Source organism: Actinoplanes sp. CA-051413, from assembly GCF_050955795.1.
Lineage (GTDB): Bacteria > Actinomycetota > Actinomycetes > Mycobacteriales > Micromonosporaceae > Actinoplanes.
Genome location: NZ_CP192100.1, coordinates 5519578 through 5541483, shown reverse-complemented (window position 1 = coordinate 5541483; position 21906 = coordinate 5519578). Strand labels below are relative to the sequence as shown.

The window sequence follows — 21906 nt, the reverse complement described above, 5'->3', positions numbered from 1 at the left end:
TCATGCAGCCGGAGACCACGAACCGCAAGCTGATGTGGTGGGGTGTCAACGCGATCGTCCTGCTGTACGCGTTCGTCCCGGTGCTCTGGATCGTGTCCCTGTCACTGAAGGACGACGCGACCCTCAACGACGGCAACTACATCCCGACCTCGCCGAGCAACGACAGCTACTCCGCGATCTTCAACAATCCGGACTTCCTGCGGGCCCTGGCCAACTCGATCGGCATCTGCATCATCGCCACTCTGATCGCCATCGCGTTCGGGACGATGGCCGCGTACGCGATCGCCCGGCTCGACTTCCCGGGCAAGCGGACCATCGTGGCAATGGCGCTTCTGGTCTCGATGTTCCCGCAGATCGCCCTGGTCACGCCGCTGTTCAAGATCGAGACGGCGGTCGGGCTGTTCGACACCTGGCCCGGGCTGATCATCCCGTACATCGCCTTCGCGCTCCCGCTGGCGATCTACACGCTGTCGGCCTTCTTCCGGGAGATCCCCTGGGACCTGGAGAAGGCCGCCAAGATGGACGGGGCGACGCCGTACCAGGCCTTCCGCCGGGTGATCACCCCGCTGGCCATGCCCGGCATCTTCACCACGGCCATCCTGGTCTTCATCTCGTGCTGGAACGACTTCCTGTTCGCCCTCTCGCTCACCTCGACCTCGAACGCGCGGACCGTCCCGGCGGCGATGAGCTACTTCACCGGCGCCACCACGTTCGAGAAGCCGACCGGACCGATCGCGGCCGCCGCCGTGGTCATCACCATCCCCATCGTGATCTTCGTGCTGGTCTTCCAGCGGCGGATCGTCGCGGGGCTGACCTCGGGCGCCGTCAAGGGCTGACCCATCCCACGTACCGATACACCGAGGAGCTGACGTGGCCGAGATCGTTCTGGACCATGTGGTCAAGCGTTACCCCGACGGCGCCCTGGCCGTGGACGACTTCAACCTCGAGATCGCCGACGGTGAGTTCATCATCCTGGTCGGCCCGTCGGGGTGCGGGAAGTCGACCACGCTGAACATGGTGGCCGGCCTCGAGGACATCACCGCCGGCAAGCTGATCATCGACGGTCAGGTGGTCAACGACAAAGCCCCCAAGGACCGCGACATCGCCATGGTGTTCCAGTCCTACGCGCTGTACCCGCACATGACCGTGGGCGACAACATGGGCTTCCCGCTGCGGCTGGCCGGGATGGACAAGGCGGCCATCCGCAAGAAGGTCGAGCAGGCGGCCGAGATGCTGGAGCTGACCCAGCACCTGGACCGCAAGCCGGCCAACCTCTCCGGCGGCCAGCGCCAGCGGGTGGCGATGGGCCGGGCCATCGTCCGGTCGCCCAAGGCGTTCCTGATGGACGAGCCACTGTCCAACCTGGACGCCAAGCTGCGGGTGCAGATGCGCACCCAGATCGCCCGGATCCAGAAGAACCTGGGCACGACCACCCTCTACGTCACCCACGACCAGACCGAGGCGATGACCCTGGGCGACCGCGTCGTGGTCATGCGCAGCGGCGTGGTCCAGCAGGTCGGCTCGCCGGCCCACCTGCACGCCCACCCGGCGAACCTGTTCGTGGCCGGCTTCATCGGCAGCCCGTCGATGAACTTCTTCCCCGGCCGGCTGCGCCCCGACGGCGTGGTGACGGCGCTGGGCGAGGCGAAGCTGCCCGACCAGGTCCGGCAGGCCCTCAACGGCTCGACCGGCGAACGCGAGGTGATCGTCGGCATCCGCCCGGAGCACTTCGAGGAGGCGTCCCTGGTCGGCGACAAGCCGGGCGCCACCTTCGACGCGCCGATCGACATCGTCGAGGCGATGGGCTCGGACGTCTACGCCTACTTCACCATGAAGGGCGACCAGGCCCGGTCCAAGGACCTGGAGGACCTGGCCAAGGACACCGGCAACGACCTGCACAGCGGCGGCGTCGACGTGACGGCCCGGCTGGACGCGGCCGCGAACGTCCAGCGCGGCAAGACCGCCCGGCTCTGGTACGACACGTCGAAGATCCAGGTGTTCGACGGGGCCAGCGGCAAGAACCTGGTGGCCGGCACCGACTGACCGGCGGGGTCGAGCGCTGCCGGCGGCGGATCAGTCGCCGGCAGCCGGTCCCTGCGCCGGCGCCCCGACGAACGCGGGTGAGCCGCTGGGCCGGAGAGCCGTGGGCGAGCCTTTCGCCCGGGGCTGAGCCGCTACGCCCCGGTGCGTGGGTGGATGCCGTCGATGGCCAGGCCCAGCAGGCGTTCCGCCTCGGTGCCGTTCTCGCCGGGGTTGTGCTCGACGGCCATCGAGATGGCGGTCACCAGGGTCAGCAGGTCGTCGATCGACACCTCCGGGCGGACCGCGCCCGCCGCGCGGGCCCGGATGACCAGTTCGTCGCCGGCCTGCACGATCATGCGGTGACATTCGTTGTCGGTGCTCGGCACCAGCGACGAGGCCAGCCCGCGGGTCGACGCGACGTAGGCCCCGAGCGCGCGCAGCCAGATCGTCAGCGCCGGGCCGGGGTCCGAGCCCTCGGCGAGCTCGTGAGCCTGCTGGCACAGCGCTTCCACTCGGCCGTGGAAGACCGCGTTGAGCAGCGCCTGCCGGGACGGGAAGTGCCGGTGCAGCGTGGCCGAGCCCACCCCGGCCTGCCGGGCGATCTCCTCCAGCGAGGCGTCGGCCCCCTCGCGGGCGAACGCCGTGGCAGCCGCGGCCACCAACTGGTCGTAGTTGCGCCGGGCGTCCGCGCGTCTGGGTCGCATGCTCACCGTCCCGACCTGATGGGTTGTGCGGGGTGGGTTGTGGAACTGGGGTGCCCCTCCGTATCGTAGCGAACGATAAACGGGGGGACGCCCCGTTTCTGCGGAAGGACGTGTCATGGCACCGGTTCTGGTCACAGGAGGCACCGGCAAGCAGGGTGGGGCTGTCGCGCGGGCGTTGCTCGCCGGGGGTGTCGCCGTCCGGGCCCTCGTGCGGGATCCGCAGGCCGAAGCGGCCAAGGCGCTCGAGACGCTCGGCGCCGAACTGGTCGTGGGCGACCTCGACAAGCCCGGCACGCTGGTGCCCGCGGCGACCGGCGCCCGCGGCGTCTTCTCGGTGCAGACCCCCGACATCACCGATCTGGGCTCGGACGCCGAGGTGGTCCGCGGCCGCAATCTCGTCGCGGCGGCCCTGACAGCCGGGGTGCCGCAGTTCGTGCACACGTCGGTGGCCGGCGCGGGGGAGTTCGCCCGCAGCGCACCGGGCTGGGACGAGGGCCGCTGGAACACCCACTACTGGGAGAGCAAGGCCGCGATCGACGAGGCCGTGCGTACGGCGGGCTTCGCCTCCTGGACCGTCCTCAAACCCTCCACGTTCATGGAGAACCTGCTGGGCTGGTCCTTCATGTTCGGCAACTGGGCGCAGGACGGCTTCGTCACCACGTTCGGCCCGGACACGAAGCTGAGCTGGGTGGCCGTCGACGACATCGGCACCGCCGCCGCGGCCGCCTTCGCCGATCCCGCGCGCTGGCACGGCGTCGACCTGGACCTGGCCGGCGAGCGCCTGACGATGACCGAGGTCGCCGCCACCCTGACCGAGGTGCTCGGGCGCCCCGTCCCGGCGCCGGTGCTGACCGCGGACGAGGCGGTGGCGCGGGGGCTGCCGGAGATGATGGTGCCGATGCAGGAATGGACCGAGGTCGTGGGCAGTCCGGCGCGCCCTGAGCAGGCCCACGCGTACGGCCTGCCGATGACGGACTTCCGCACCTGGGCCGCGTCCCACCTCGGTTGAGCGGGGTTCGGGTGGCCGCCGGGCCGTGAGTCGGGGAGGGTGGAGGCATGACTGAGCCGCTCTGGACCGGGCCCGCCGTCGCCCTGGTCACCCTGTTCGACGCCGATGCCGCGGTCGACGCGAAAGGCACCGCCGAGCACGCCGCCCGGCTCGTGGACGCCGGGATCCGCGCGGTGCTGGTGAACGGCAGCACCGGTGAGGCCGCCACCCTCTCCGACGCCGAACGGGTGGAGCTGGTCGCCGCCGTCCGCGCGGCCTGCCCCGGGGTGCCGGTCATCGCCGGCGCCTCCGGGGAGTGGTGGCAGCCCGCCGCCGCCCGGGTCACCGCGGCGATCGAGGCCGGCGCGGACGGCGTGCTGGTCGCCCCGCCGCGGCTGGGCGGAGCGCTGGGCAGCTATTTCGCGCACGTGGTGGAGGCCGCCGGCACGGTGCCGGTGCTGGCCTACCACTATCCGGGCGTCGCGGGCGGGCCGGTGCCGGTCGAGGCGCTGGGCGAGCTGAACCTGGCCGGGATCAAGGACTCCAGCGGTGACCCGATCCGGCTCGGGCATGAGCTCAGCCTCGACGGGGACCTCGCCGTCTACAGCGGGGCCTCGGCGCTGCTGGGTTACGCGAGCTGGCTGGGCGCGACCGGGGGCATCGTGGCGGCGGCGAACCTCGTACCGGAGCAGTGCCTGGCCGCCTGGGAGCGCGACGCCGCCGCACAGCACGTCGTGCTGCGCACCGAGCGCGCGGCCAAGGCCCTGCCGGGCGGCCTCAAGGAGGCCATGGCCCGGCAGTACGGCACCTCACCGGTCCGCCGGCTGGGCTGACCCGCCTACTTGTCCAGCTTGGCCGGGTCGATGGTGGTGTCCTGGTGCAGGATGAAGCGGTTGGTCGCGTAGGTGATCGCCCACAGCACGACGCCGATGATCAGCAGCACCCCGGCCACCTTGTAGTCGGCGCTGGCCCGGCCGGACAGCGGACTGGCCAGGTAGGCGCAGCTGATCGCCCCGATGATCGGGATGATCGTCGGGGCCTTGAAGTGCTTGTGCTCCACCTTGTCGCGGCGCAGCACCAGCACCGCGATGTTCACCACGGTGAAGACGCAGAGCAGCAGCAGAGCGGTGGTGCCACCGAGGGCGGTCAGGTCGGCGAACCAGATCAGCCCGAAGGCGATCAGCGTGGTGAAGACGATGCCGACCCACGGCGTACGCCGGGTGCGGTGGACCTTGCCGAGCACCTTGGGCAGCACCCGCTCGTTGGCCATGCCGTAGAGCAGCCGGCTGGCCATCAACATGTTGATCAGCGCCGAGTTGGCCACCGCGAACATGGTGATGAAAGCGAAGACGGTCAGCGGGAACGCGGGCGCCCCGGCCTCGACCACCTTGAGCAGCGGCGCGTCGCCCTCGTTGAGGTCGGCCGGGGAGACCAGCGCCACGGCGGAGATCGCCACCAGGACGTAGATCGCCCCGGTGATGCACAGGCCGGTCAGCATCACCTTGGGGAAGATCCGCACCGGGTCCTTGGTCTCCTCGGCCATGTTGACCGAGTCCTCGAAGCCGACCATCGCGAAGAACGCCAGCGCGGTGGCCGCGGTGACCGAGAAGAACGCGTGTTCGCCGGGGGGCGAGTCGAACTGCACCAGCCGGGACAGGTCGCCGTTGCCGCCGCCGAGCGCCCACGCGCCGATGGCGATGACGATCAGCAGGCCGGTCAGCTCGACGCAGGTCAGCACGACGTTGGCTTTGACGCTCTCGCCGACGCCGCGGAAGTTGACCAGGGCGATCAGGGTCATGAAGCCGACCGCCACCGCGGTCAGTCCCAGCCCCTCGCCCAGCGTCAGGTCGAACGCCTCGGCGAAGTTGCCGGCGAACGCCTTCGACGCGCTGGACGCCGAGGTCAGGCCCGAGCACATCACCGCGAAGGTGACCATGAACGTGAAGAAGTGGATGCCGAAGGCCTTGTGCGTGTACAGCGCCGCGCCGGCCGCGCGCGGATACTTGGTCACCAGCTCCAGATAGCTGAACGCCGTCAGCAGCGCGACCACGAACGCGATCAGGAACGGCAGCCAGACCGCCCCGCCGACCTCGCCCGCGACCTTGCCGGTGAGGGCGTAGACCCCGGTCCCCAGGATGTCCCCGACGACGAAGAGCAGCAGGAGCCAGGGGCCGATGACCCGGTTGAGAGTGGGTTGTTCGTTGGCTTCGGTGCTGTCCCGTGTTCCCGCGTCCGCCATAGCCGCGTACCTCCACATCGACATGCCTGGCCTCACGGTAAGCGATCAGCGGCGAACGCGCCGCCGCTGAGGCTTGTTCCCGCGCGGCGCACGGGTGAGGATCGACCCACGTGATCCCACCTGCCGGAGGACGACATGCACATCGTGCTGGCTGCCAAGCCCGACGCCGACCAGCCCTGGATCACCGACGCGGTGGCCCGGCTGGCCAAACAGACCGACGCCACGGTCTCCGTGGTCGCGGTCGACGAGGTGGAGCTGGAGCGGTTCTCCCCGGCCCCGCGCAGCGTTTTCGTCCAGGGCGCGCGGGAGGCGGTCGACACGGCGATCCGGCGGCTGGCCGACGTGGGGGTCGAGGCGCAGGGCACGGTGCTGCCCGGCCGCCCGCTGGAACGCATCATCGAGTTCGCGGCGCAGCAGCAGGCCGACGTGATCGTGGTCGGGGCCAGCTCCCGGCCGGCGCTGGCGGAACGACTCCTCGGCAGCGTCCCCCTGCAACTGATCGAGAAGGCGTCCCGCCCGGTCCTCGTGGTGACCCATCCCTGATGGCTGCGCGGGCGGGCTGGTCCTGACCGTTACTCGCGGGCGCCGAGCAAAGAGACCGGCGCCGCCCGGGTCGCCGACCAGGAGGTCAGCAGGCTGGTCAGCCCGGTGACCACGAACGCCACCACCGCGAGCACCGCCATCAGGGTCCACGGCAGGTCCAGGGTCGCGGTGCCGGTCACCGCCGAGGTCGTGGCCAGCACCGCGATGTAGGTGCCGGCCGCGGCCAGCGCGCCCAGGAAGACGCCGATCATGGTGACCGCCGACGACTCCAGCAGGGCCGCGCGCAGCACCTGGGGGCGGGTCAGGCCGGTCGCCCGGGCCGCGGCGAACTCCCGGCCCCGGGCGGCCGCGGCGATCACGACCGCGTTGACCACGCCGATCAGCGCGTACAGGCCGCCGAGGCCGAGCACGATCAGCATGATGTTGTCGCTCGTGCTGGTCCGGGCCTCGGCGTCGGCCCGGAGCCATTCGTCCACGCTGGTCACAGTGCCCACTGCGGACAGTGCCGCGGTGACCCGGGCGGTGTCGGCACCGGGCGCGAGGGTGACGAACGTCCGGGTCGGTGCTTCGGCGAGCTGGTCCGCCGGGAGCAGGCCCACCGGCACCAGCAGGGCCGCCCCGCCACCGATCGTGGCCGGCACCTCGGCGACGACCGGCAGCGAGTGGCCGGTGCCGGCGAAGTGGGCCGTCACGGTGTCGCCGCGGGAGAAGCCCTCCCGGGCCGGGCCGCCCGCCACGGCGTTGCCGCGCAACGCCTGCAGGGAGCCGCTGCCGGGATGGGCCCGTTCGAAGGCCGCCGGCTCGACGACCAGGGCGGACTCGATCAGGGTGTCCGCCGTGTCGCCGTGGCCCGTGGTGATGCGGACCGGGGTCTCGGTCTCCGACGAGAAGGAGGCCACCCCGGCCACGGCCGGGAAGCCCGGTCCGGCGGTCTCGACCACCAGGTCGGCGGCCGTGCCGCGGCGCTGCTCGGCCACGCCGGCGGCGGCGAACGAGGCGGATGCCCCGACCTGCCCGAAGACGACGCCGATCAGCACGATGAGCGGGGCCGCGGTGGCCGCGCTGCGCCGGACCTCGTCGCGCAGGTTGGCCCGGGCCAGCATGCCGGTCACCCCGGCGGCCGGGATCAGCCGGGCGACCGCGGGGACCAGCACCGGCGCCAGCAGCGACAGGGCGACCGCCGCGCACAGCGACACGTTCATCGTCAGGGCCTGACCGCCGGCCGCGCCGCCCACCGGGGCCAGGATGATCAGGGCCACCGTTCCGGCGGCGAAGAACATTCCGGTCAGCCAGCGCCCGGCGGTCATCACCCGGCCCGCGTCGGGATCGCGCAGGGCGTCCAGCGGGCGGACCCGGGCGGCCCGCCGGGCGGCGACCAGCACCCCGGCCAGCGCCAGGCCCAGGCCGACCCCGGCCGAGGCGCCCAGGATCCAGTCGCGCCACTGCCCGGTGAAGCCGTCCGGTACGAAGCCGAAGCCGACCAGCAGCCGGGTCTGCAGGGCCATCACGGCCAGCCCGGCCGGTACGCCGGTGACTGTCCCGACCAGGCCCAGTAGCAGCGCCTCGCCCATCAGCAGCCGGCGTACGTGCCGGCGACCGCCGCCGACCAGCCGGAGCAGCGCCAGGTCACGGCGGCGCTGGGCCACGGTGAAGGCGAACGTGGAACTGATGATGAACACGGCCAGGAACGTCGAGAAGCCCAGCGTCACGCCGAGCAGTGCCACCGACGCCTCGGCGCTGTCGCTGAAGTGCAGCCGTTCGGCCGGGGACAGCCCGGCCGGCGGGTCCAGGGTGGCTGCCGAGATCAGCAGCAGCAGGGACGACTGCACCAGCGCGACGCCCAGGCACACCGACAGGGTGGCGCCGACGAACAGCTGCCAGCGTTCGGCCAGGCCGGAGAAACTCATCCGCAGCATGTCAGCGCTCCAGGGCGACGAGGCGGTCGGCGACCTCGCGGGCGCTCGCACCGGCGAGGTGGTCGACCAGCCGGCCGTCTCGCAGGAACAACACCCCGTCGGCGCGGGCCGCGGCGGCCGGGTCGTGGGTCACCATCACGATGCTCTGGCCGCGGTCGGCCATGGCCCGCAACAGATCCAGCACGGTACGGGCGGCCGTCGAGTCGAGCGCCCCGGTCGGCTCGTCGGCGAAGAGCACCTCGGGCGCGGTGACCATGGCCCGGGCGATCGCCACCCGTTGCTGCTGGCCGCCGGAGAGCTCGCGCGGGCGGTGCCGGGCCCGGTCGCCCAGCCCGACGTCGTCGAGGGCCTGGCGGACCTGGGCGCGTCCCGGGCGGCGGCGGGCCAGGCGCAGCGGCAGGGCCACGTTCTGCTCGGCGCTCAGCGAGCCGATCAGGTTGAAGCTCTGGAAGACGAACCCGATCCGGGTCCGGCGCAGGGCGGTCAGCTCGTTGTCGCTCGCGGCGGTGATGTCGGTGTCGCCGAGCAGCACCCGGCCGCTGTCCGCGCGTTCCAGGCCGGCGGCCAGGTGCAGCAGGGTGGATTTGCCGGAGCCGGAGGGGCCCATCACGGCGGTCCAGGTGCCGCGCCGGAACTCGACGTCGACGTCGTCGACAGCCCGGACGGCGGTGGCGCCGCGGCCGTAGCCGCGGCTCACGCCGCGCAGGGCGACCGCGGTCGTGGTGGGGGTGGGGGTCGTCGTCATCGTCACTGCTCGAACGTATGGCGGCGGCCCGCGAATAGCGTTGCGGCGGTCCCCCGGATCCGGGGTAGGGCTAACCCTACGGCCGGCGATCCAGTAAGCGGGACAACACCGTCCACCCCTTGCCTATATCCCAGTTTAGCTATAGGAATTAGATATGTTGCGCGATCGATCCCGGGTCACCGCCCTCGCCGCCGCCACCCTCCTGCTGCTCGCCGCCTGCTCCGGCACCACCAGCTCCGCCGAGGCCGGCGCCGACGCCGGGCAGCCGGTCAGCGGCGGTTCGCTGACCTGGGGCATCGAGACCGAGCCGATCACCCTCAACCCGCACCAGTACGCTCAGGCCAAGGCCCGGCTGCTGGTCGCCAACGCGTACGAGGGCCTGCTCACCCACGACGCGAACGGCGGGTACGTGCCGCTGCTCGCCGGCGGATACCAGGCCGCGGCGGACGGCCGGTCCTACACGTTCAAGCTGCGGACCGGCGTCACCTTCTCCGACGGCACGCCGTTCGACGCCGCTGCCGTCAAGGCCAACATCGACCAGCTGTTGGCCCCCGACTACGCGCCCACGGTCGCCGCCGTCCAGCTGAAGAACCTCAAGAGCGTCGAGGTGCCCGACCCCGGAACGGTCGTGTACCACCTGACGAGACCCGACGTGCTGCTGCTCGACTTCATCTCGTCCCCGCAGGGCGCCGTGGTCTCGCCGACGTCCTTGCGCAAGGCCGCCAACCTCAAGGCCGGCGGCCCGGAGCTGGCCGGAACCGGGCCGTTCATCCTGGACCGGTACGCCGCCGGCCAGGAGGTGCACTTCAAACGCAATCCCTCGTACTGGGGGAGCCGCCCGGCCTATCTCGACGAGGTGACCTACCGCTTCCTCAAGGAGTCCTCGGTCCGGGTCGGCGCCCTCACCTCGGGCCAGGTGCAGGTCAGCGAGGGTGTGCCCGCCACCGACCAGCCGCTGATCACCGGCGACCCACGGCTCGCCCTGACCCGGGGCCTGAACTCGGGCTCCGCGTACTCGTACTACCTCAACGTCGCCCACCCGCCGTTCGACGACCTGCGGGTGCGCCAGGCGTTGCGCGACGCGCTGGACGTGCCCACCGTGCTCAACGCGGTCTACCAGGGCACCGCCACCCGCGCCTGGAGCGTGATCGGTCCGACCAGCCCGCTCTACGACAAGTCCCTCGAGGGCTCGTACGGCAACGACGCGACCCGCGCCAACCGCCTGCTCGACGAGGCGGGCTGGACCGGACGCGACGGCGACGGCTTCCGGACCAGGGCGGGCCGGCGGCTCACCGTCCGGCTCGTGCAGTCGGCCCCGTTCGTCCGCGACCGGCGCGACATCCTGGCCCAGGCCGTGCAGGCCGCGGTCCGCAAGAGCGCCGGCATCGACCTGGCCGTGTCGACCGTGGACCAGGGCACCGCGACCAAGGCCCTGGCCGACGGCGAGTACGAGGTCTTCGACAACTCCCGCGCCGACACCGACGCGGGCGCGGCGCTGAACCTGCTCCTCGCCTCCGACGGCGCGATCAACCGCACCGGCAGCAAGGATCCGCAACTGGACCGGCTGCTGGCCGCCGGGCAGGCCACGGGTGACGCGGACCAGCGCCGGACGACGTACCGGGCGGTCCAGCAGCGGGTCGTGCGGGAGCAGGCGATCGTGCTGCCGCTGTACGCCCCCAACGACCAGATCGCCGCGGCGAGGACGGTCGGCGGTCTCTCCTTCGAGCCGACCGCCGGGGTGCCGAACAGCGCCTACGGGGTCTGGGTGCGCAAGTGAGCCTGGCCGCCGCCGTGCTGCGGCGCCTCGTGACGGGACTGGTCGTGCTCTGGGCGGCGGCCACAGCCGGCTATCTCGCGTTGCTCGCCGCCCCCGGGGACACTGTGGACAGCATCGTCGGCGACGGGGCCGACACCCCGCTGATCCGGGCGCAGATCGTCGCCGAGTGGGGCCTCGACCGCCCAGCCGTCGTGCAGTACGTCGACTATCTGTGGCGGGCCACGCACGGTGACCTCGGCCGGTCGTACCTGTTGCAGCGGCCGGTCCGCGACGTCGTCGGCGAGCAGCTGTGGCCGACGCTGAAGCTGGCCCTGGCCGCCGCGTTGCTCGGCGTCGTGCTGTCGCTGCTGCTGGCGATCAGCACCCGCCGGCCGTGGGCACGCCGGGTCAGTTCCACCGCCGAGCTGGTGCTGGTGTCCACGCCGCCGTTCCTGATCGGCATCATCCTGCTCAGCGTCTTCTCGTTCCGCCTCGGGCTGTTCCCGGTCGCCGGTGACCGCGGGTTCGCCGCGCTGGTGCTGCCGGCCGTCACCCTCGCCCTGCCGATCGCCGGGATCCTCACCCAGGTGCTGCGCGACGGGCTGGACCGGGCGCTGGACGAGCCGTTCGCGGTCACGGCCCGCTCCCGGGGCCTGCGGGAGAGCGCGGTGCTGCTCCGGCACGCGCTGCGGCACGCGTTGCTGCCGGCCGTCACGCTCACCGGCTGGCTCTTCGGCATCCTGCTCGGCGGGGCCGTGATCATCGAGTCGGTGTTCGGCCGGCCCGGCCTCGGCCAAGTCACCCTGGCCGCCGTCACCAGCAAGGACATGCCGGTGGTGCTGGCCGTCGTGGTGCTCTCGGCAGCCGTCTACGTGGTGCTCAACACCGCCGCGGACCTCGCGTACCTGATCGTCGACCCGCGGCTGCGCAGGAGCTGAATGATGACCCTCGCCACCGAGCGGCCGCTGATCGGCCGGGCGCGCCGCACCACCCGCCGCCCCCGCCCGGGCGTCGCCACGGCCACCGGCTTCCTGCTGCTCATGCTGGTCGCGGCGCTGTGGCCCGGGCTGTTCGCCGGGGACCCGCTGGCCGCCGACCCCTTCCAGGTGCTGCGGCCGCCGGACGCCGGGCACTGGTTCGGCACCGACCAGCTCGGCCGGGACGTCTTCGACCGGGTGGTGCACGGCGCCCGGCACTCGCTGGCCATCGGCGTCGCCGCCACCCTGATCGCGGTCACCGCCGGGATCCTGCTCGGCGTGCTGGCCGGCCTGGCCCACCGGTACGCCGACGAGGCGCTCAGCCGCTCGTTCGACGCGCTGTCGGCGTTCCCGCTGCTGTTGCTGGCGCTGCTGTTCATCGCCATCGCCGGCCCCGGGACGGTGAGCCTGGTGGTGGCCATCGGCATCGCCACCCTGCCGCACTACGCCCGGGTCGTCCGGGCCCAGACGCTGGTCGTGCGCCGGGCCGGCTACGTGACCCAGGCCGTCGCCTTCGGGCACTCGCGGACCCGGCTGGTGCTGCGGCACGTGCTGCCCAACGTGCTCGGGCCGATCCCGGTGCTGGCCATGATCGGCCTGGGCGAGGCCGTGCTGGCCGCCGCCGGGCTCAGCTTCCTCGGCATGGGACCGCAGCCGCCCTCGCCGGAGTGGGGCGCGATGCTCTCCGAGGGCCGCGGCTACCTACGGATCGCCTGGTGGGCATCCGTGCTGCCGGGCGTCGTCGTCACCCTCACCGTCATCGCGCTGACCGTCACCGGACGGCACCTGCAGCGCCGCTTCGAGGGACGGGAGCAACGATGAGCACACCCCTGGTCCGCGTCGAGGACCTGCACGTCACCTTCGACACCGGACGGCACCGGGTCGAGGCCGTGCGGGGCATCAGCTTCACCGTCGAGCGCGGTGAGTGCGTGGCCATCGTCGGGGAATCGGGGTCGGGTAAGAGCGTCACCGCCCGTACCCTTGTCGGGCTGGCCGGTCCCGGCGCCGAGGTCCGCGCCGCCGCGCTGGAGCTCGACGGCCGCGACGCGCGCCGGCACACCGAGCGGGACTGGCGCCGGGTGCGCGGCGGCTTCGCGGGCCTGGTCCTGCAGGACGCGCTGGTGTCGCTGGACCCGCTGCGCACGGTCGGCGCGGAGATCGGCGAGGTGCTGCGCACCCACCGGCGCCGGACCCCGGTGGAGAAGCTGCTCGCCGACGTGCACGTGCCGGAGCCGGCCCGGCGGGCCCGGCAGTATCCGCACCAGCTCTCCGGCGGCCTGCGGCAACGCGCATTGATCGCTTCCGCCATCGCGGGCGAGCCGCCGTTGCTGATCGCCGACGAGCCGACCACGGCCCTCGACGTCACCGTGCAGGCGCAGATCCTGGCGCTGCTGGCCGAGCGCAAGGCCGCGGGGGAGACGCTGCTGCTGATCAGCCACGATCTCGCGGTCGTCGGCCGGATAGCGGACCGCGTGCTGGTGATGCGGGAGGGCCGCCTCGTCGAGTCGGGGGCCACGTCCTTGCTCGTGTCCGGCGCGGAGCACCCGTACACGAGGAAGCTGCTGGCCGCGGTCCCGTCGGCGGCGTCCCGCGGCCGCCGGCTGGCCGGATCGGGGGAGAGCCCGGCGGTCCGGCCGCCGGCCGGCGTCGTGGCCGAGGCCACCGCACTGGGCAAGGTGTACGGCCGCAGCACCGTCGTCGCCGGCGTCGACCTGAGCATCGGGCGCGGCGAGATCGTGGGCCTGGTCGGGGAGTCCGGCTCGGGCAAGACCACCGTGGCGCAGCTGCTGTTCGGACTGGTGGAGCCGACCGCCGGCACCGTCACCTTCGAGGGCGCGCCCTGGTCCGGTGTGCCCGAGCGCGGCCGGCGACCACGGCGCCGCCGGATGCAGTTCATCTCCCAGGACCCGCTGTCCTCCTTCGACCCCCGCTGGACGGTGGCCCGGATCGTCGGGGAGGCCCTGCCGCCCGGCGCCGCCGTCGTCCCGCTGCTGGAACGCGTCGGCCTGGACGCCACCGTCCTGGACCGCTATCCGCGGCACCTCTCCGGCGGCCAGCGCCAGCGGGTCGCCATCGCCCGGGCCCTCGCGCCGCGGCCCAGCCTGATCATCTGCGACGAGCCGGTCTCCGCGCTGGACGTGTCGGTGCAGGCCCAGGTGCTGGACCTGCTGGCCGACATCCGGGCCACCGACGGCACCGCCCTGCTGTTCATCTCGCACGACCTGGGCGTGGTGCACCACCTGGCCGACCGGGTCCTCGTCATGCGCGACGGCACGGTCGTCGAGCGCGGCCCGGTCACCGAGGTCTTCACCCGTCCGCGGCACGAATACACCCGCGCCCTGCTGGCCGCGGTGCCCACCCTGGAGGCCGTCCCATGACCGATCTGCACCTCGCCGTGGCCCTCGACGGGCTCGGCTGGCACCCCGCCGCCTGGCGCACCTCGCCGCTGGACGCCGCGGCGGTCTTCACCGCCGGCTACTGGACGCAGCTGGCCCGGGAGGCCGACGCCGGGCTGCTGGACTTCGTCACGTTCGAGGACACGTTCGGGCCGCCGGCCGACGACCCCGGCCGGATCAACGGGCGGCTGGACGCCGTGCTGGTCGCCTCGCGGGTGGCCCCGGTGACCCGGCACGTCGGGCTGATCCCGGTCGCCACCACCACCCACACCGAGCCGTTCCACCTGTCCACGGCCCTGGCCACCCTCGACTACCTGAGCACCGGCCGGGCCGGCTGGCAGGCCCGGATCTCCGCCTCCCCGGCCGAGGCGGCCCTGCTGGGCCGGCGCCCGCCCGGTTCCGGCGACGAGCAGCTCTGGGACCTGCTCGACGAGGCCGCCGACGCCGTCGAGGTGGTCCGCCGGCTGTGGGACAGCTGGCAGGACGACGCCGTCATCAAGGACATCGCCACCGGACGGTTCATCGACCGGGACCGGCTGCACTACATCGACTTCGCGGGCCGGTGGTTCAGCGTCAAGGGACCCTCGATCGTGCCGCGGCCGCCGCAGGGCCAGCCCGTCGTGGCCGCCCTCGCGCACACCCCGGCGGTGTACGAGTTCGCGGCCCGCTCGGCCGACGTGGTCTTCGTGACGCCGTCCTCACCCGCCGAGGCCGCGGAGATCGTCGCCCAGGTCCGCGCGGCCGGCCCGCTCAAGATCTACGCCGACCTGGTGGTGTTCCTGGACGAGCACGGCGGGACAGCGCTGCGCCGCCGGGCCCGCCTGGACGAGCTCGCGGGCGCGCCGGTGCCCTCCGACGCGCTGATCTTCGCCGGCGCCCCGGAAGAGCTCGCCGACCTGCTGCTGGCCTGGCGGGAGGCCGGGCTGGACGGCTTCCGGCTGCGGCCCGGCGCCCTGCCGTACGACCTGGAGGCGATCACCCGGCTGCTGGTGCCGACGCTGCAGGACCGCGGCGTCTTCCGCACCGCACCCCGGCCGGGCACCCTGCGCGAGCGCCTCGGCCTGCCGCACGCCGTCAACCGCTACGAAGGGGCCCGCCTTGGCTAAGCAGATCATTCTCGCCGCGCACTTCCCCGGCGTGAACAACACCACCGTGTGGAGCGACCCGGCGGCCGGCAGCCAGATCGAGTTCGACTCGTTCGTGCACCTGGCCCGCACCGCCGAGCGGGGCAAGTTCGACTTCTTCTTCCTGGCCGAGGGGCTGCGGCTGCGCGAGCAGCGCGGACTGATCCACGACCTGGACGTGGTCGGACGCCCGGACACGCTGACCGTGCTGGCCGGCCTGGCCGCCGTCACCACCCACCTCGGGCTCGCCGGGACCCTCAACGCCACCTTCCACGAGCCGTACGAGCTGGCCCGTCAGCTCGCCACGCTCGACCATCTCTCCGGCGGCCGCGCGGCCTGGAACGTGGTCACCTCGTCGGGCCCGTTCTTCGGCGAGAACTTCCGGCGCGGCGGCTTCCTGGAGTACGCCCAGCGCTACGAACGGGCCGGCGAGTTCATCGACACCGCCCGCGAGCTGTGGGACTCGTGGGCCGAGCTCGCGCCCGACCGTGACCGCGGCTTGTTCGCCGACACCGGCTCCTTCGCTCACCACGGCCCGCAGTTCGGCATCGAGGGCCGCTTCGGCGTCCCCCGCAGCCCGCAGGGCCACCCGGTGATCCTGCAGGCCGGCGACTCCGACGGCGGCCGGGAACTGGCCGCCGCCAAGGCCGACGCCGTCTTCTCCCGGCACCACGAGCTCGAGGACGGCCGGGCGTTCTACCGCGACGTCAAGTCCCGGCTGGCCCGCCACGGCCGCGACCCGGACAGCCTGAAGATCATTCCCGGCGTGTCCTTCGTGCTCGGCGACACCGAGGCCGACGCCCAGGAGAAGGCCCACCACATCCGGCGCCAGCAGGTCAGCCCGCAGACCGCCATCCTGCTGCTGGAACAGCTCTGGAACCGCGACCTGTCCGGCTACGACGCCGAGGGCCCGCTGCCCGTGGTCGACCCCGACGTCTCCGACGAGTCGATCATCCAGGGCCGGGCCGGCATGTACCCCGACCGGCTGGCCACCGCGGCCGAGTGGCGGGCCCGCGCGGAACAGAAGAACCTCAGCATCCGCGAGCTGATCATCGAGGTGACCGGGCGGCAGTCGTTCATCGGCACCCCGGCCCGGGTCGCGGCCGAGCTCAACACGTACGTGCAGACCGACGCCTGCGACGGCTTCATCCTCGTCCCGCACCTCACGCCGGGCGGGCTCGACGACTTCGTCGACACGGTGGTGCCGCTGCTGCAGGAACGCGGCGTGCTGCGCACCGAATACACCACCAGCACGCTGCGCGGGCACCTGGGGCTGGCATGAAGTTCCTGCTCATCACCCTGATCACCCACCTGGATCCGGCCAGGACGACCCGGCAGCGGTTCCGCGAGGTGGTCGACAACGCGGTGCTGGGCGAGGAGCTCGGCTTCGACGGGTACGGCGTGGGCGAGCGCCACGAACGCCCGTTCATCTCCTCGTCCCCGCCGGTCGTGCTCAGCCACATCGCCGCCCGGACCAGCCGGATCCGGCTCTTCACCGCGGTCACCACGCTCAGCCTGCTCGACCCGGTACGCGCCTACGAGGACTACGCCACCCTGGACAACCTGGCCGACGGCCGGCTGGACCTGATCATCGGCAAGGGCAACGGCGCCGCCCAGGCCGAGTTGTTCCACGTCACCGCCGAGGACCAGTGGGACCGCAACCGCGAGTCGTACGAGCTGTTCCGCCGGCTGTGGCGCGAACCGAAGGTGACCTGGCAGGGCCGCTTCCGCCCGCCGCTCAAGGACGCCGAGACGTGGCCCCGCCCGCTGCAGCAGCCGATCCGGGTCTGGCACGGCAGCGCCACCAGCCGCGCCTCGGTCGACCTGGCCGCCCGCTACGGCGACCCGCTGTTCTCCGCCAACGTCACCAACCCGATCGAGCCGTACGCCGATCTCATCCGCTACTACCGCGAACGCTGGTCCCACTACGGCCACGACCCCGCGGACGCGCTCGTCGGTGCGGGCTCCGCCGGGTACTACGCCGCGCGGACCTCGCAGGAGGCGATCGCGACGTACCGGCCGATCTTCGACGCCCGGCTGGCCGCGTTCACCCGGCTCGGGCTCACCCCGGTCTTCCCGACCCTGGAGGACGCCATCGCCCGCGGCTCGATCCTGGTCGGCAGCCCGCAGCAGATCATCGACAAGGTGCACCGCTACCACGCCGAGTTCGGCCACGAGGTGATGCACCTGAGCGCCGACGCGGACGGGCTCACCGAGAAACAGCACCGCGCCACGCTGGAGCTCTTCCAGAGCGACATCGCCCCCGAACTGCGCCGGAGCATCCCCAGCCGTCCCCTGGGAGGACAGTGACCATGCCCGTACCCCTGTCGATCCTCGACCTCGCCCCGATCCTGGCCGGCGGCACGGCCGGCGACGCCCTGCGCCGCACGCTGGACCTGGCCCGGCACGCCGAGCAGTTCGGCTACGCCCGCTACTGGGTGGCCGAGCACCACTTCACGCCCGGTGTGGCCAGCTCCCAGCCGGCCCTGCTGCTGGGCCAGATCGCCGCGGTGACCGACCACATCCGGCTCGGCTCGGGCGCGGTCCAGACCGGCCACCAGACCGCGCTGTCCATCGTGGAGCAGTTCGGCCTGCTCGACGCCCTCTATCCGGGCCGCTTCGACCTCGGCCTGGGCCGCTCGGGCCAGCGCCGCAAGGAAGCGCTGAGCGAACTGGGCGCCCCGCCGCCGCCGGCCGAGGAGCACGTGGTCGACGGCCTGCTGATCCCGAAGCCGTTCTCGTTCGCCCCGTTGCTGGCCTCCGCCCGCACGGCCCTGTTCGTGCGGCTGTTGCAGCAGCCGGGCGCGGAACCCCCGGACTTCCCCGACGTACTGGACGAGATCGAGGCGCTGCTGGCGGGCCCGATCACCGACACCGACGGCAACGAGGCGCGCGCGGTGCCGGGCGAAGGCGCGGACCTCCAGCTGTGGATCCTGGGCAGCAGCGGCGGCCAGAGCGCCCGGGAGGCGGGCCGGCGCGGCCTGCCGTTCGCGGCGAACTACCACGTCGCACCCGCGAAGGTCCTCGAAGCGGTCGACGCCTACCGGTCGGCGTTCCAGCCGTCGTCGGTCCTGCCCGCACCGCACGTCATGGTCTCCGCGGACGTGGTGGTGGCCGCGGACGACGAGACGGCGCGGGAACTGGCGGCGGGCTTCGGCCTGTGGGTGCACAGCATCCGGACGGGGGCGGGGGCCCGGCCGTACCCGTCGCCGGCCGAGGTGGCGGCGCACGTGTGGACAGCGGAGCAACGGGACCTGGTCGCCGACCGGGTGGCGACGCAGTTCGTCGGCTCGCCGCAGACCGTGGCGGACAAGCTACGGACCCTGCAACGGGCGACGGGGGCCGACGAACTGCTCGTCACCACGGTGACGTACGACCACGCGGACCGGGTGCACTCCTTCGAACTGCTCGCCAAGGAGTGGCTGGGCTGATGGTGACCCCGCCGAAATACGGCGGCGGGTCCGGCCACGCCTGACGTAGGGTCGGGCATCCGAGCATGACGGGGATGCGGGAGGGACGACGGATGGCAGTGGCACGGAGGCGATCGCAGCCGATCACGGTCGGGGGAACGGCGTACCGCTGGACGGTCCGCCGGCGGGCGGCCTACCACCAGGGCGACGGCTGGAATCTGTTGCCCTTCGTGGTGGAGCAGGCCACCGGCCACGGCGCTCTGCTGATGGTCACGCTGCCGGAACACTCCGCGCCGGCGGGCCGGCCCGTGTCCTCGTCGACGGTCGCCGCGAGCATCGACCAGGCGCTGACGGCCGGCTGGCGTCCGGACTGGCGAGGGCCGGCGATCCGCTCCCGGCCGAAGACGTCCCGCTGGGGTGACGAGTTCCGCGGCGGCCGGGCCGTGCAGCCGGTGCGGCACTCCGGCCCCCGCCGGGACACCTGAGACAGCGGAGGAGCGCGGCGCTAGTTGCGGGCGAGTGGCACCCCCAGCCGGTCCAGCAGCCGGCGCCGCAGCGGTCCGAAGCCCGCGTCGTCCGGGGCCCGCGGATGTTCCAGGGGGATCACCAGCTCCTCGGCGATCTTTCCGCCGTCGAGCACCAGCGCCCGGTCCGCGAGCAGCAGCGCCTCGTCGACGTCGTGGGTGACCAGTAACGCCGCGAAGCCGTGCCGGGCCCGCAGGCGGCCGAACAGGTCCTGCATCTTGAGCCGGGTCAGCGCGTCCAGGGCGCCGAACGGTTCGTCGAGCAGCAGCACCCGCGGCTCGCGGACCAGGGCGCGGGCGAACGCCACCCGCTGGGACTGCCCGCCGGACAGTTCCGCCGGCCAGCTGTGGCCCCGGTCGGCCAGGCCAACTTCGGCCAGCGCCGCCGCCGTACGGGCCGGGACGTCGCCACCGGTCACCCCCAGGCCGACGTTGCCGGCCACCCGTTTCCAGGGCAGCAGGCGATGCTCCTGGAAGACGACCGCGTGCTCGCGGGGGACGGTCACCGTGCCGGTCGCGTCCGGGTCGAGGCCGGCCAGGATGCGCAGCAGCGTGCTCTTGCCCGAGCCGCTGCCGCCGAGCAGAGCCACCACCTCGCCCGGGGCGATGGACAGGTCCACGCCGTCGAGGACGACCGCCGGGCCGAACGCCCGGTGCACTCCCTGCGCCCGTACCACCGGGGTCATGCTGGGCCCACCTTCGGCATGCCCTCCTGGCCCTCACCGTCGCGGCCGTCCGCGACGACCGCGCCGTTTGGTTCGGTGCAGTCCGTCATGCCGCTCGCAGCCCGCGTCGCCATGCCAGGGCCCTCCTTTCCGCCGCCCGCAGCAGCAGGTCCGACAGCAGGCCCAGGGCCGCGTACACGAAAAGCCCCAGGACCACGACGTCGGTCTGGCTGAACTCGCGGGCCTCCATCATCAGGAAGCCGATGCCGTTCTGGGTGTTGGTCTGCTCGCCGACCACCAGGCTCAGCCAGGCCGCGCCGATCGCCAGCCGCAGGCCGAGGAACAGCGACGGCAGGGCGCCGGGCAGGATCACGTGCCGCAGCCGGGCCCAGGTGCCCAGCCCGCAGGTCCGGGCCGCCTCGACCAGGCGTTCGTCGATGTCGCGGATGCCGGCGTACGTGTTGAAGTAGAGCGGGAAGAACACGCCCAGCGCGACCAGGGTGATCTTCATCGACTCGCCGATGCCGACCCAGATGATCAGCAGCGGCACCAGGGCCAGGTGCGGCAGCATCCGGGCCATCTGCACGGGCGGGTCGATGGCGTCGTCGCCCAGGCGCAGCAGGCCGGCCGTCGCGCCCAGCGCCAGCGCGAGCACCCCGCCGATGACCAGCCCGATGCCGGCGCGGGTCAGCGAGTCCAGCAGGTGCGCGCCCAGCGTGCCGTCGGCGGTCAGGCGCCAGCCGGTGCGCAGCACGGTGCTCGGGGCGGGCAGCTTGTCCGGCGCCAGCACGCCGCCGCGCGACAGCGCCTCCCACACCAGCAGGATCGCCACCGGGCTGACGATGCGCTGCCAGCGCAGCCGCCGGGTCTTCCTGACCGGGCGCGGGCGAACCGCCACGTCCGGTGCCGTGGCGACGGCGGTCATTGCAGCTCCGCGGTGAACTGGTCGTCGATCCGGGCTTTCATGTCGACGCTGCCCGGGATCAGTTTCAGCTCGGTGAAGCCGTCCGCGATGCTCTGCAGCTCGGTGCCGACCTCCGGGGTCAGCGGGGCCAGCGGCTGGGCCGCGCGGGCCAGGGCCCGGGTGGTCACCGCCTCGTCGATCTTCAGTTCCGGGGCCAGGACCTTGGCGCGTTCCTCCGGGTTGGCGATGCCCCAGGTCGTGGTCTTCTGGTACGTGTCCAGGAACGTCCGGATCTGCGGCGCCTTGTTCTTGACCGCGTCCGGGTGGACCAGGATGTACTCGCGGTTGTTGGCCAGCCCGGTGGCGTCGGCGAGCACCTGCACCCCGGGCTGCTCGGCCAGCGCGAAGTACGGGTCCCAGATGATCCACGCGTCGACCTGGTCGTTGTCGAACGCGGGCCGCCCCTCGGCGGGCTTGAGGTACTTCACGTTGATGTCGGCCAGGGTCATCTTGTTGGCCTCCAGGAGCTTGACCAGCAGCCAGTGCACGTTCGACCCCTTGTTGAGCGCGACGGTCTTGCCGCGCAGGTCGGCGAAGCTCTTGTAGCCCTTGGCCTGCTTGACCAGGACGGCCTCGCCCTTGGGGATGGGAGCGCTGGTGCCGACGATGGCGAAGGGGATCTTGGCGGCGGCCGCGAAGATCGGCGGGGCCTCGCCGGTCTGGCCGATGTCGATGGCGCCGGCCTTGAGCGCCTCGGTGACCGCCGGGCCGCTCTCGAAGAGCGACCACTGCGCGTCCGGGGCGGCGGCCCGGGCCTTAACCAGGCTCAGCCCGCCGAACCGCTGGTAGCCGATCCGCAGGGGGCCGTTGTCGGCCGGGCCGGTGCCGGCGTCGTCGTCGGCGCAGCCGCCGAGCGCCACCGACACGGTGAGGGCCAGCAGGGCGGCGATCGCACTCCGTCTATGCATGGCCGTCACTCTATCTAGTCGATAG

General features: G+C 72.7%; 21 protein-coding genes. 14 read left to right on the top strand and 7 right to left on the bottom strand.

The genetic code is table 11. The annotated features are described in order from the left end of the window. The first annotated feature begins 2 nt into the window (after positions 1–2). Positions 3–836 carry a carbohydrate ABC transporter permease gene (locus ACQP2Y_RS26145; RefSeq protein WP_360821852.1) on the top strand — a complete coding sequence of 278 codons (834 nt, stop codon included), beginning with the start codon at positions 3–5 and terminating at the stop codon, positions 834–836. Between the two features lie 34 nt (positions 837–870). Further along, complete coding sequence (locus ACQP2Y_RS26140) at positions 871–2043, top strand: ABC transporter ATP-binding protein (RefSeq protein ID WP_433717668.1); 1173 nt, start codon at positions 871–873, stop codon at positions 2041–2043. A gap of 131 nt (positions 2044–2174) precedes the next feature. Here the strand turns inward: ACQP2Y_RS26140 and ACQP2Y_RS26135 are convergent, their stop codons facing one another. Further along, the gene (locus tag ACQP2Y_RS26135; protein WP_433717667.1) at positions 2175–2726 is read right to left on the bottom strand and encodes a TetR/AcrR family transcriptional regulator; all 552 of its coding nucleotides are present in this window, start codon (positions 2724–2726) and stop codon (positions 2175–2177) included. A 115-nt stretch (positions 2727–2841) separates the two neighbouring features. On the opposite strand from ACQP2Y_RS26135, the gene ACQP2Y_RS26130 reads away from it, so the two are divergent. Both ACQP2Y_RS26130 and ACQP2Y_RS26125 read left to right on the top strand, forming a co-directional pair. Further along, positions 2842–3735 (top strand): NmrA/HSCARG family protein, encoded by an 894-nt coding sequence (locus tag ACQP2Y_RS26130; protein WP_433717666.1) that lies wholly within the window; start codon positions 2842–2844, stop codon positions 3733–3735. A 47-nt stretch (positions 3736–3782) separates the two neighbouring features. Further along, positions 3783–4547 (top strand): dihydrodipicolinate synthase family protein, encoded by a 765-nt coding sequence (locus tag ACQP2Y_RS26125; RefSeq protein ID WP_433717665.1) that lies wholly within the window; start codon positions 3783–3785, stop codon positions 4545–4547. A 5-nt stretch (positions 4548–4552) separates the two neighbouring features. On the opposite strand, the gene ACQP2Y_RS26120 is transcribed toward ACQP2Y_RS26125, so the two are convergent. Next, entirely contained in the window at positions 4553–5977 is a 1425-nt protein-coding gene (locus ACQP2Y_RS26120; protein WP_433717664.1) for an APC family permease, read from the bottom strand. Positions 5978–6088: 111 nt separating this feature from the next. Between ACQP2Y_RS26120 and ACQP2Y_RS26115 the strand changes: the two genes are divergently transcribed. Continuing rightward, entirely contained in the window at positions 6089–6496 is a 408-nt protein-coding gene (locus ACQP2Y_RS26115) for a universal stress protein (RefSeq protein ID WP_360554798.1), read from the top strand. A gap of 29 nt (positions 6497–6525) precedes the next feature. Here the strand turns inward: ACQP2Y_RS26115 and ACQP2Y_RS26110 are convergent, their stop codons facing one another. After that, positions 6526–8412, bottom strand: a complete 1887-nt coding sequence (locus ACQP2Y_RS26110) for an FtsX-like permease family protein (RefSeq protein WP_433717663.1) — start codon at positions 8410–8412, stop codon at positions 6526–6528. A gap of 1 nt (position 8413) precedes the next feature. After that, the gene (locus ACQP2Y_RS26105; RefSeq protein ID WP_433717662.1) at positions 8414–9157 is read right to left on the bottom strand and encodes an ABC transporter ATP-binding protein; all 744 of its coding nucleotides are present in this window, start codon (positions 9155–9157) and stop codon (positions 8414–8416) included. Positions 9158–9311: 154 nt separating this feature from the next. On the opposite strand from ACQP2Y_RS26105, the gene ACQP2Y_RS26100 reads away from it, so the two are divergent. The 9 genes from ACQP2Y_RS26100 to ACQP2Y_RS26060 all read left to right on the top strand — a co-directional run bounded on the left by ACQP2Y_RS26100 (position 9312) and on the right by ACQP2Y_RS26060 (position 19305). After that, a complete protein-coding gene (locus ACQP2Y_RS26100) occupies positions 9312–10934 on the top strand; it encodes an ABC transporter substrate-binding protein (RefSeq protein WP_433717661.1) in 1623 nt (540 codons plus the stop codon). Further along, positions 10931–11851, top strand: a complete 921-nt coding sequence (locus ACQP2Y_RS26095) for an ABC transporter permease (RefSeq protein ID WP_433717660.1) — start codon at positions 10931–10933, stop codon at positions 11849–11851. The genes ACQP2Y_RS26100 and ACQP2Y_RS26095 overlap by 4 nt, the downstream gene beginning before the upstream one ends. A 3-nt stretch (positions 11852–11854) precedes the next feature. Next, positions 11855–12712, top strand: coding sequence for an ABC transporter permease (locus ACQP2Y_RS26090; RefSeq protein WP_433717658.1), 858 nt, complete (start codon positions 11855–11857; stop codon positions 12710–12712). Further along, on the top strand, positions 12709–14268 hold the full coding sequence (locus tag ACQP2Y_RS26085) for a dipeptide ABC transporter ATP-binding protein (RefSeq protein WP_433717657.1): 1560 nt from the start codon (positions 12709–12711) through the stop codon (positions 14266–14268). Before ACQP2Y_RS26090 ends, ACQP2Y_RS26085 begins: the two co-directional genes overlap by 4 nt. Then, a complete protein-coding gene (locus ACQP2Y_RS26080) occupies positions 14265–15392 on the top strand; it encodes an LLM class flavin-dependent oxidoreductase (protein ID WP_433717656.1) in 1128 nt (375 codons plus the stop codon). Before ACQP2Y_RS26085 ends, ACQP2Y_RS26080 begins: the two co-directional genes overlap by 4 nt. Next, positions 15385–16692 (top strand): NtaA/DmoA family FMN-dependent monooxygenase, encoded by a 1308-nt coding sequence (locus ACQP2Y_RS26075; RefSeq protein WP_433717655.1) that lies wholly within the window; start codon positions 15385–15387, stop codon positions 16690–16692. The genes ACQP2Y_RS26080 and ACQP2Y_RS26075 overlap by 8 nt, the downstream gene beginning before the upstream one ends. Beyond that, a complete protein-coding gene (locus ACQP2Y_RS26070; RefSeq protein ID WP_433717654.1) occupies positions 16689–17720 on the top strand; it encodes an LLM class flavin-dependent oxidoreductase in 1032 nt (343 codons plus the stop codon). The genes ACQP2Y_RS26075 and ACQP2Y_RS26070 overlap by 4 nt, the downstream gene beginning before the upstream one ends. 2 nt (positions 17721–17722) lie before the next feature. After that, positions 17723–18841: an LLM class flavin-dependent oxidoreductase gene (locus tag ACQP2Y_RS26065; protein ID WP_433717653.1), complete on the top strand. Its 1119-nt coding sequence runs from the start codon at positions 17723–17725 to the stop codon at positions 18839–18841. Positions 18842–18933: 92 nt separating this feature from the next. Beyond that, on the top strand, positions 18934–19305 hold the full coding sequence (locus ACQP2Y_RS26060; RefSeq protein WP_433717652.1) for a hypothetical protein: 372 nt from the start codon (positions 18934–18936) through the stop codon (positions 19303–19305). A 20-nt stretch (positions 19306–19325) separates the two neighbouring features. Here the strand turns inward: ACQP2Y_RS26060 and ACQP2Y_RS26055 are convergent, their stop codons facing one another. The 3 genes from ACQP2Y_RS26055 to ACQP2Y_RS26045 form a co-directional block, all read right to left on the bottom strand. Beyond that, positions 19326–20030, bottom strand: coding sequence for an ABC transporter ATP-binding protein (locus ACQP2Y_RS26055; protein WP_433717651.1), 705 nt, complete (start codon positions 20028–20030; stop codon positions 19326–19328). Positions 20031–20115: 85 nt separating this feature from the next. Beyond that, a complete protein-coding gene (locus tag ACQP2Y_RS26050) occupies positions 20116–20934 on the bottom strand; it encodes an ABC transporter permease (RefSeq protein ID WP_433717650.1) in 819 nt (272 codons plus the stop codon). Then, positions 20931–21881, bottom strand: coding sequence for an aliphatic sulfonate ABC transporter substrate-binding protein (locus ACQP2Y_RS26045; protein ID WP_433717649.1), 951 nt, complete (start codon positions 21879–21881; stop codon positions 20931–20933). Before ACQP2Y_RS26045 ends, ACQP2Y_RS26050 begins: the two co-directional genes overlap by 4 nt. Positions 21882–21906: the final 25 nt, after the last annotated feature.

What these genes read in the sequence shown, in the direction of transcription:
- ACQP2Y_RS26145 (WP_360821852.1), top strand. Translation starts at nt 3, where the DNA reads ATGCAGCCGGAGACCACGAACCGCAAGCTGATGTGGTGGGGTGTCAAC.
- ACQP2Y_RS26135 (WP_433717667.1), bottom strand. Translation starts at nt 2,726, where the DNA reads ATGCGACCCAGACGCGCGGACGCCCGGCGCAACTACGACCAGTTGGTG.
- ACQP2Y_RS26130 (WP_433717666.1), top strand. Translation starts at nt 2,842, where the DNA reads ATGGCACCGGTTCTGGTCACAGGAGGCACCGGCAAGCAGGGTGGGGCT.
- ACQP2Y_RS26125 (WP_433717665.1), top strand. Translation starts at nt 3,783, where the DNA reads ATGACTGAGCCGCTCTGGACCGGGCCCGCCGTCGCCCTGGTCACCCTG.
- ACQP2Y_RS26120 (WP_433717664.1), bottom strand. Translation starts at nt 5,977, where the DNA reads ATGTCGATGTGGAGGTACGCGGCTATGGCGGACGCGGGAACACGGGAC.
- ACQP2Y_RS26115 (WP_360554798.1), top strand. Translation starts at nt 6,089, where the DNA reads ATGCACATCGTGCTGGCTGCCAAGCCCGACGCCGACCAGCCCTGGATC.
- ACQP2Y_RS26110 (WP_433717663.1), bottom strand. Translation starts at nt 8,412, where the DNA reads ATGCTGCGGATGAGTTTCTCCGGCCTGGCCGAACGCTGGCAGCTGTTC.
- ACQP2Y_RS26105 (WP_433717662.1), bottom strand. Translation starts at nt 9,157, where the DNA reads ATGACGACGACCCCCACCCCCACCACGACCGCGGTCGCCCTGCGCGGC.
- ACQP2Y_RS26100 (WP_433717661.1), top strand. Translation starts at nt 9,312, where the DNA reads ATGTTGCGCGATCGATCCCGGGTCACCGCCCTCGCCGCCGCCACCCTC.
- ACQP2Y_RS26090 (WP_433717658.1), top strand. Translation starts at nt 11,855, where the DNA reads ATGACCCTCGCCACCGAGCGGCCGCTGATCGGCCGGGCGCGCCGCACC.
- ACQP2Y_RS26085 (WP_433717657.1), top strand. Translation starts at nt 12,709, where the DNA reads ATGAGCACACCCCTGGTCCGCGTCGAGGACCTGCACGTCACCTTCGAC.
- ACQP2Y_RS26080 (WP_433717656.1), top strand. Translation starts at nt 14,265, where the DNA reads ATGACCGATCTGCACCTCGCCGTGGCCCTCGACGGGCTCGGCTGGCAC.
- ACQP2Y_RS26070 (WP_433717654.1), top strand. Translation starts at nt 16,689, where the DNA reads ATGAAGTTCCTGCTCATCACCCTGATCACCCACCTGGATCCGGCCAGG.
- ACQP2Y_RS26065 (WP_433717653.1), top strand. Translation starts at nt 17,723, where the DNA reads ATGCCCGTACCCCTGTCGATCCTCGACCTCGCCCCGATCCTGGCCGGC.
- ACQP2Y_RS26060 (WP_433717652.1), top strand. Translation starts at nt 18,934, where the DNA reads ATGGCAGTGGCACGGAGGCGATCGCAGCCGATCACGGTCGGGGGAACG.
- ACQP2Y_RS26055 (WP_433717651.1), bottom strand. Translation starts at nt 20,030, where the DNA reads ATGACCCCGGTGGTACGGGCGCAGGGAGTGCACCGGGCGTTCGGCCCG.
- ACQP2Y_RS26050 (WP_433717650.1), bottom strand. Translation starts at nt 20,934, where the DNA reads ATGACCGCCGTCGCCACGGCACCGGACGTGGCGGTTCGCCCGCGCCCG.
- ACQP2Y_RS26045 (WP_433717649.1), bottom strand. Translation starts at nt 21,881, where the DNA reads ATGCATAGACGGAGTGCGATCGCCGCCCTGCTGGCCCTCACCGTGTCG.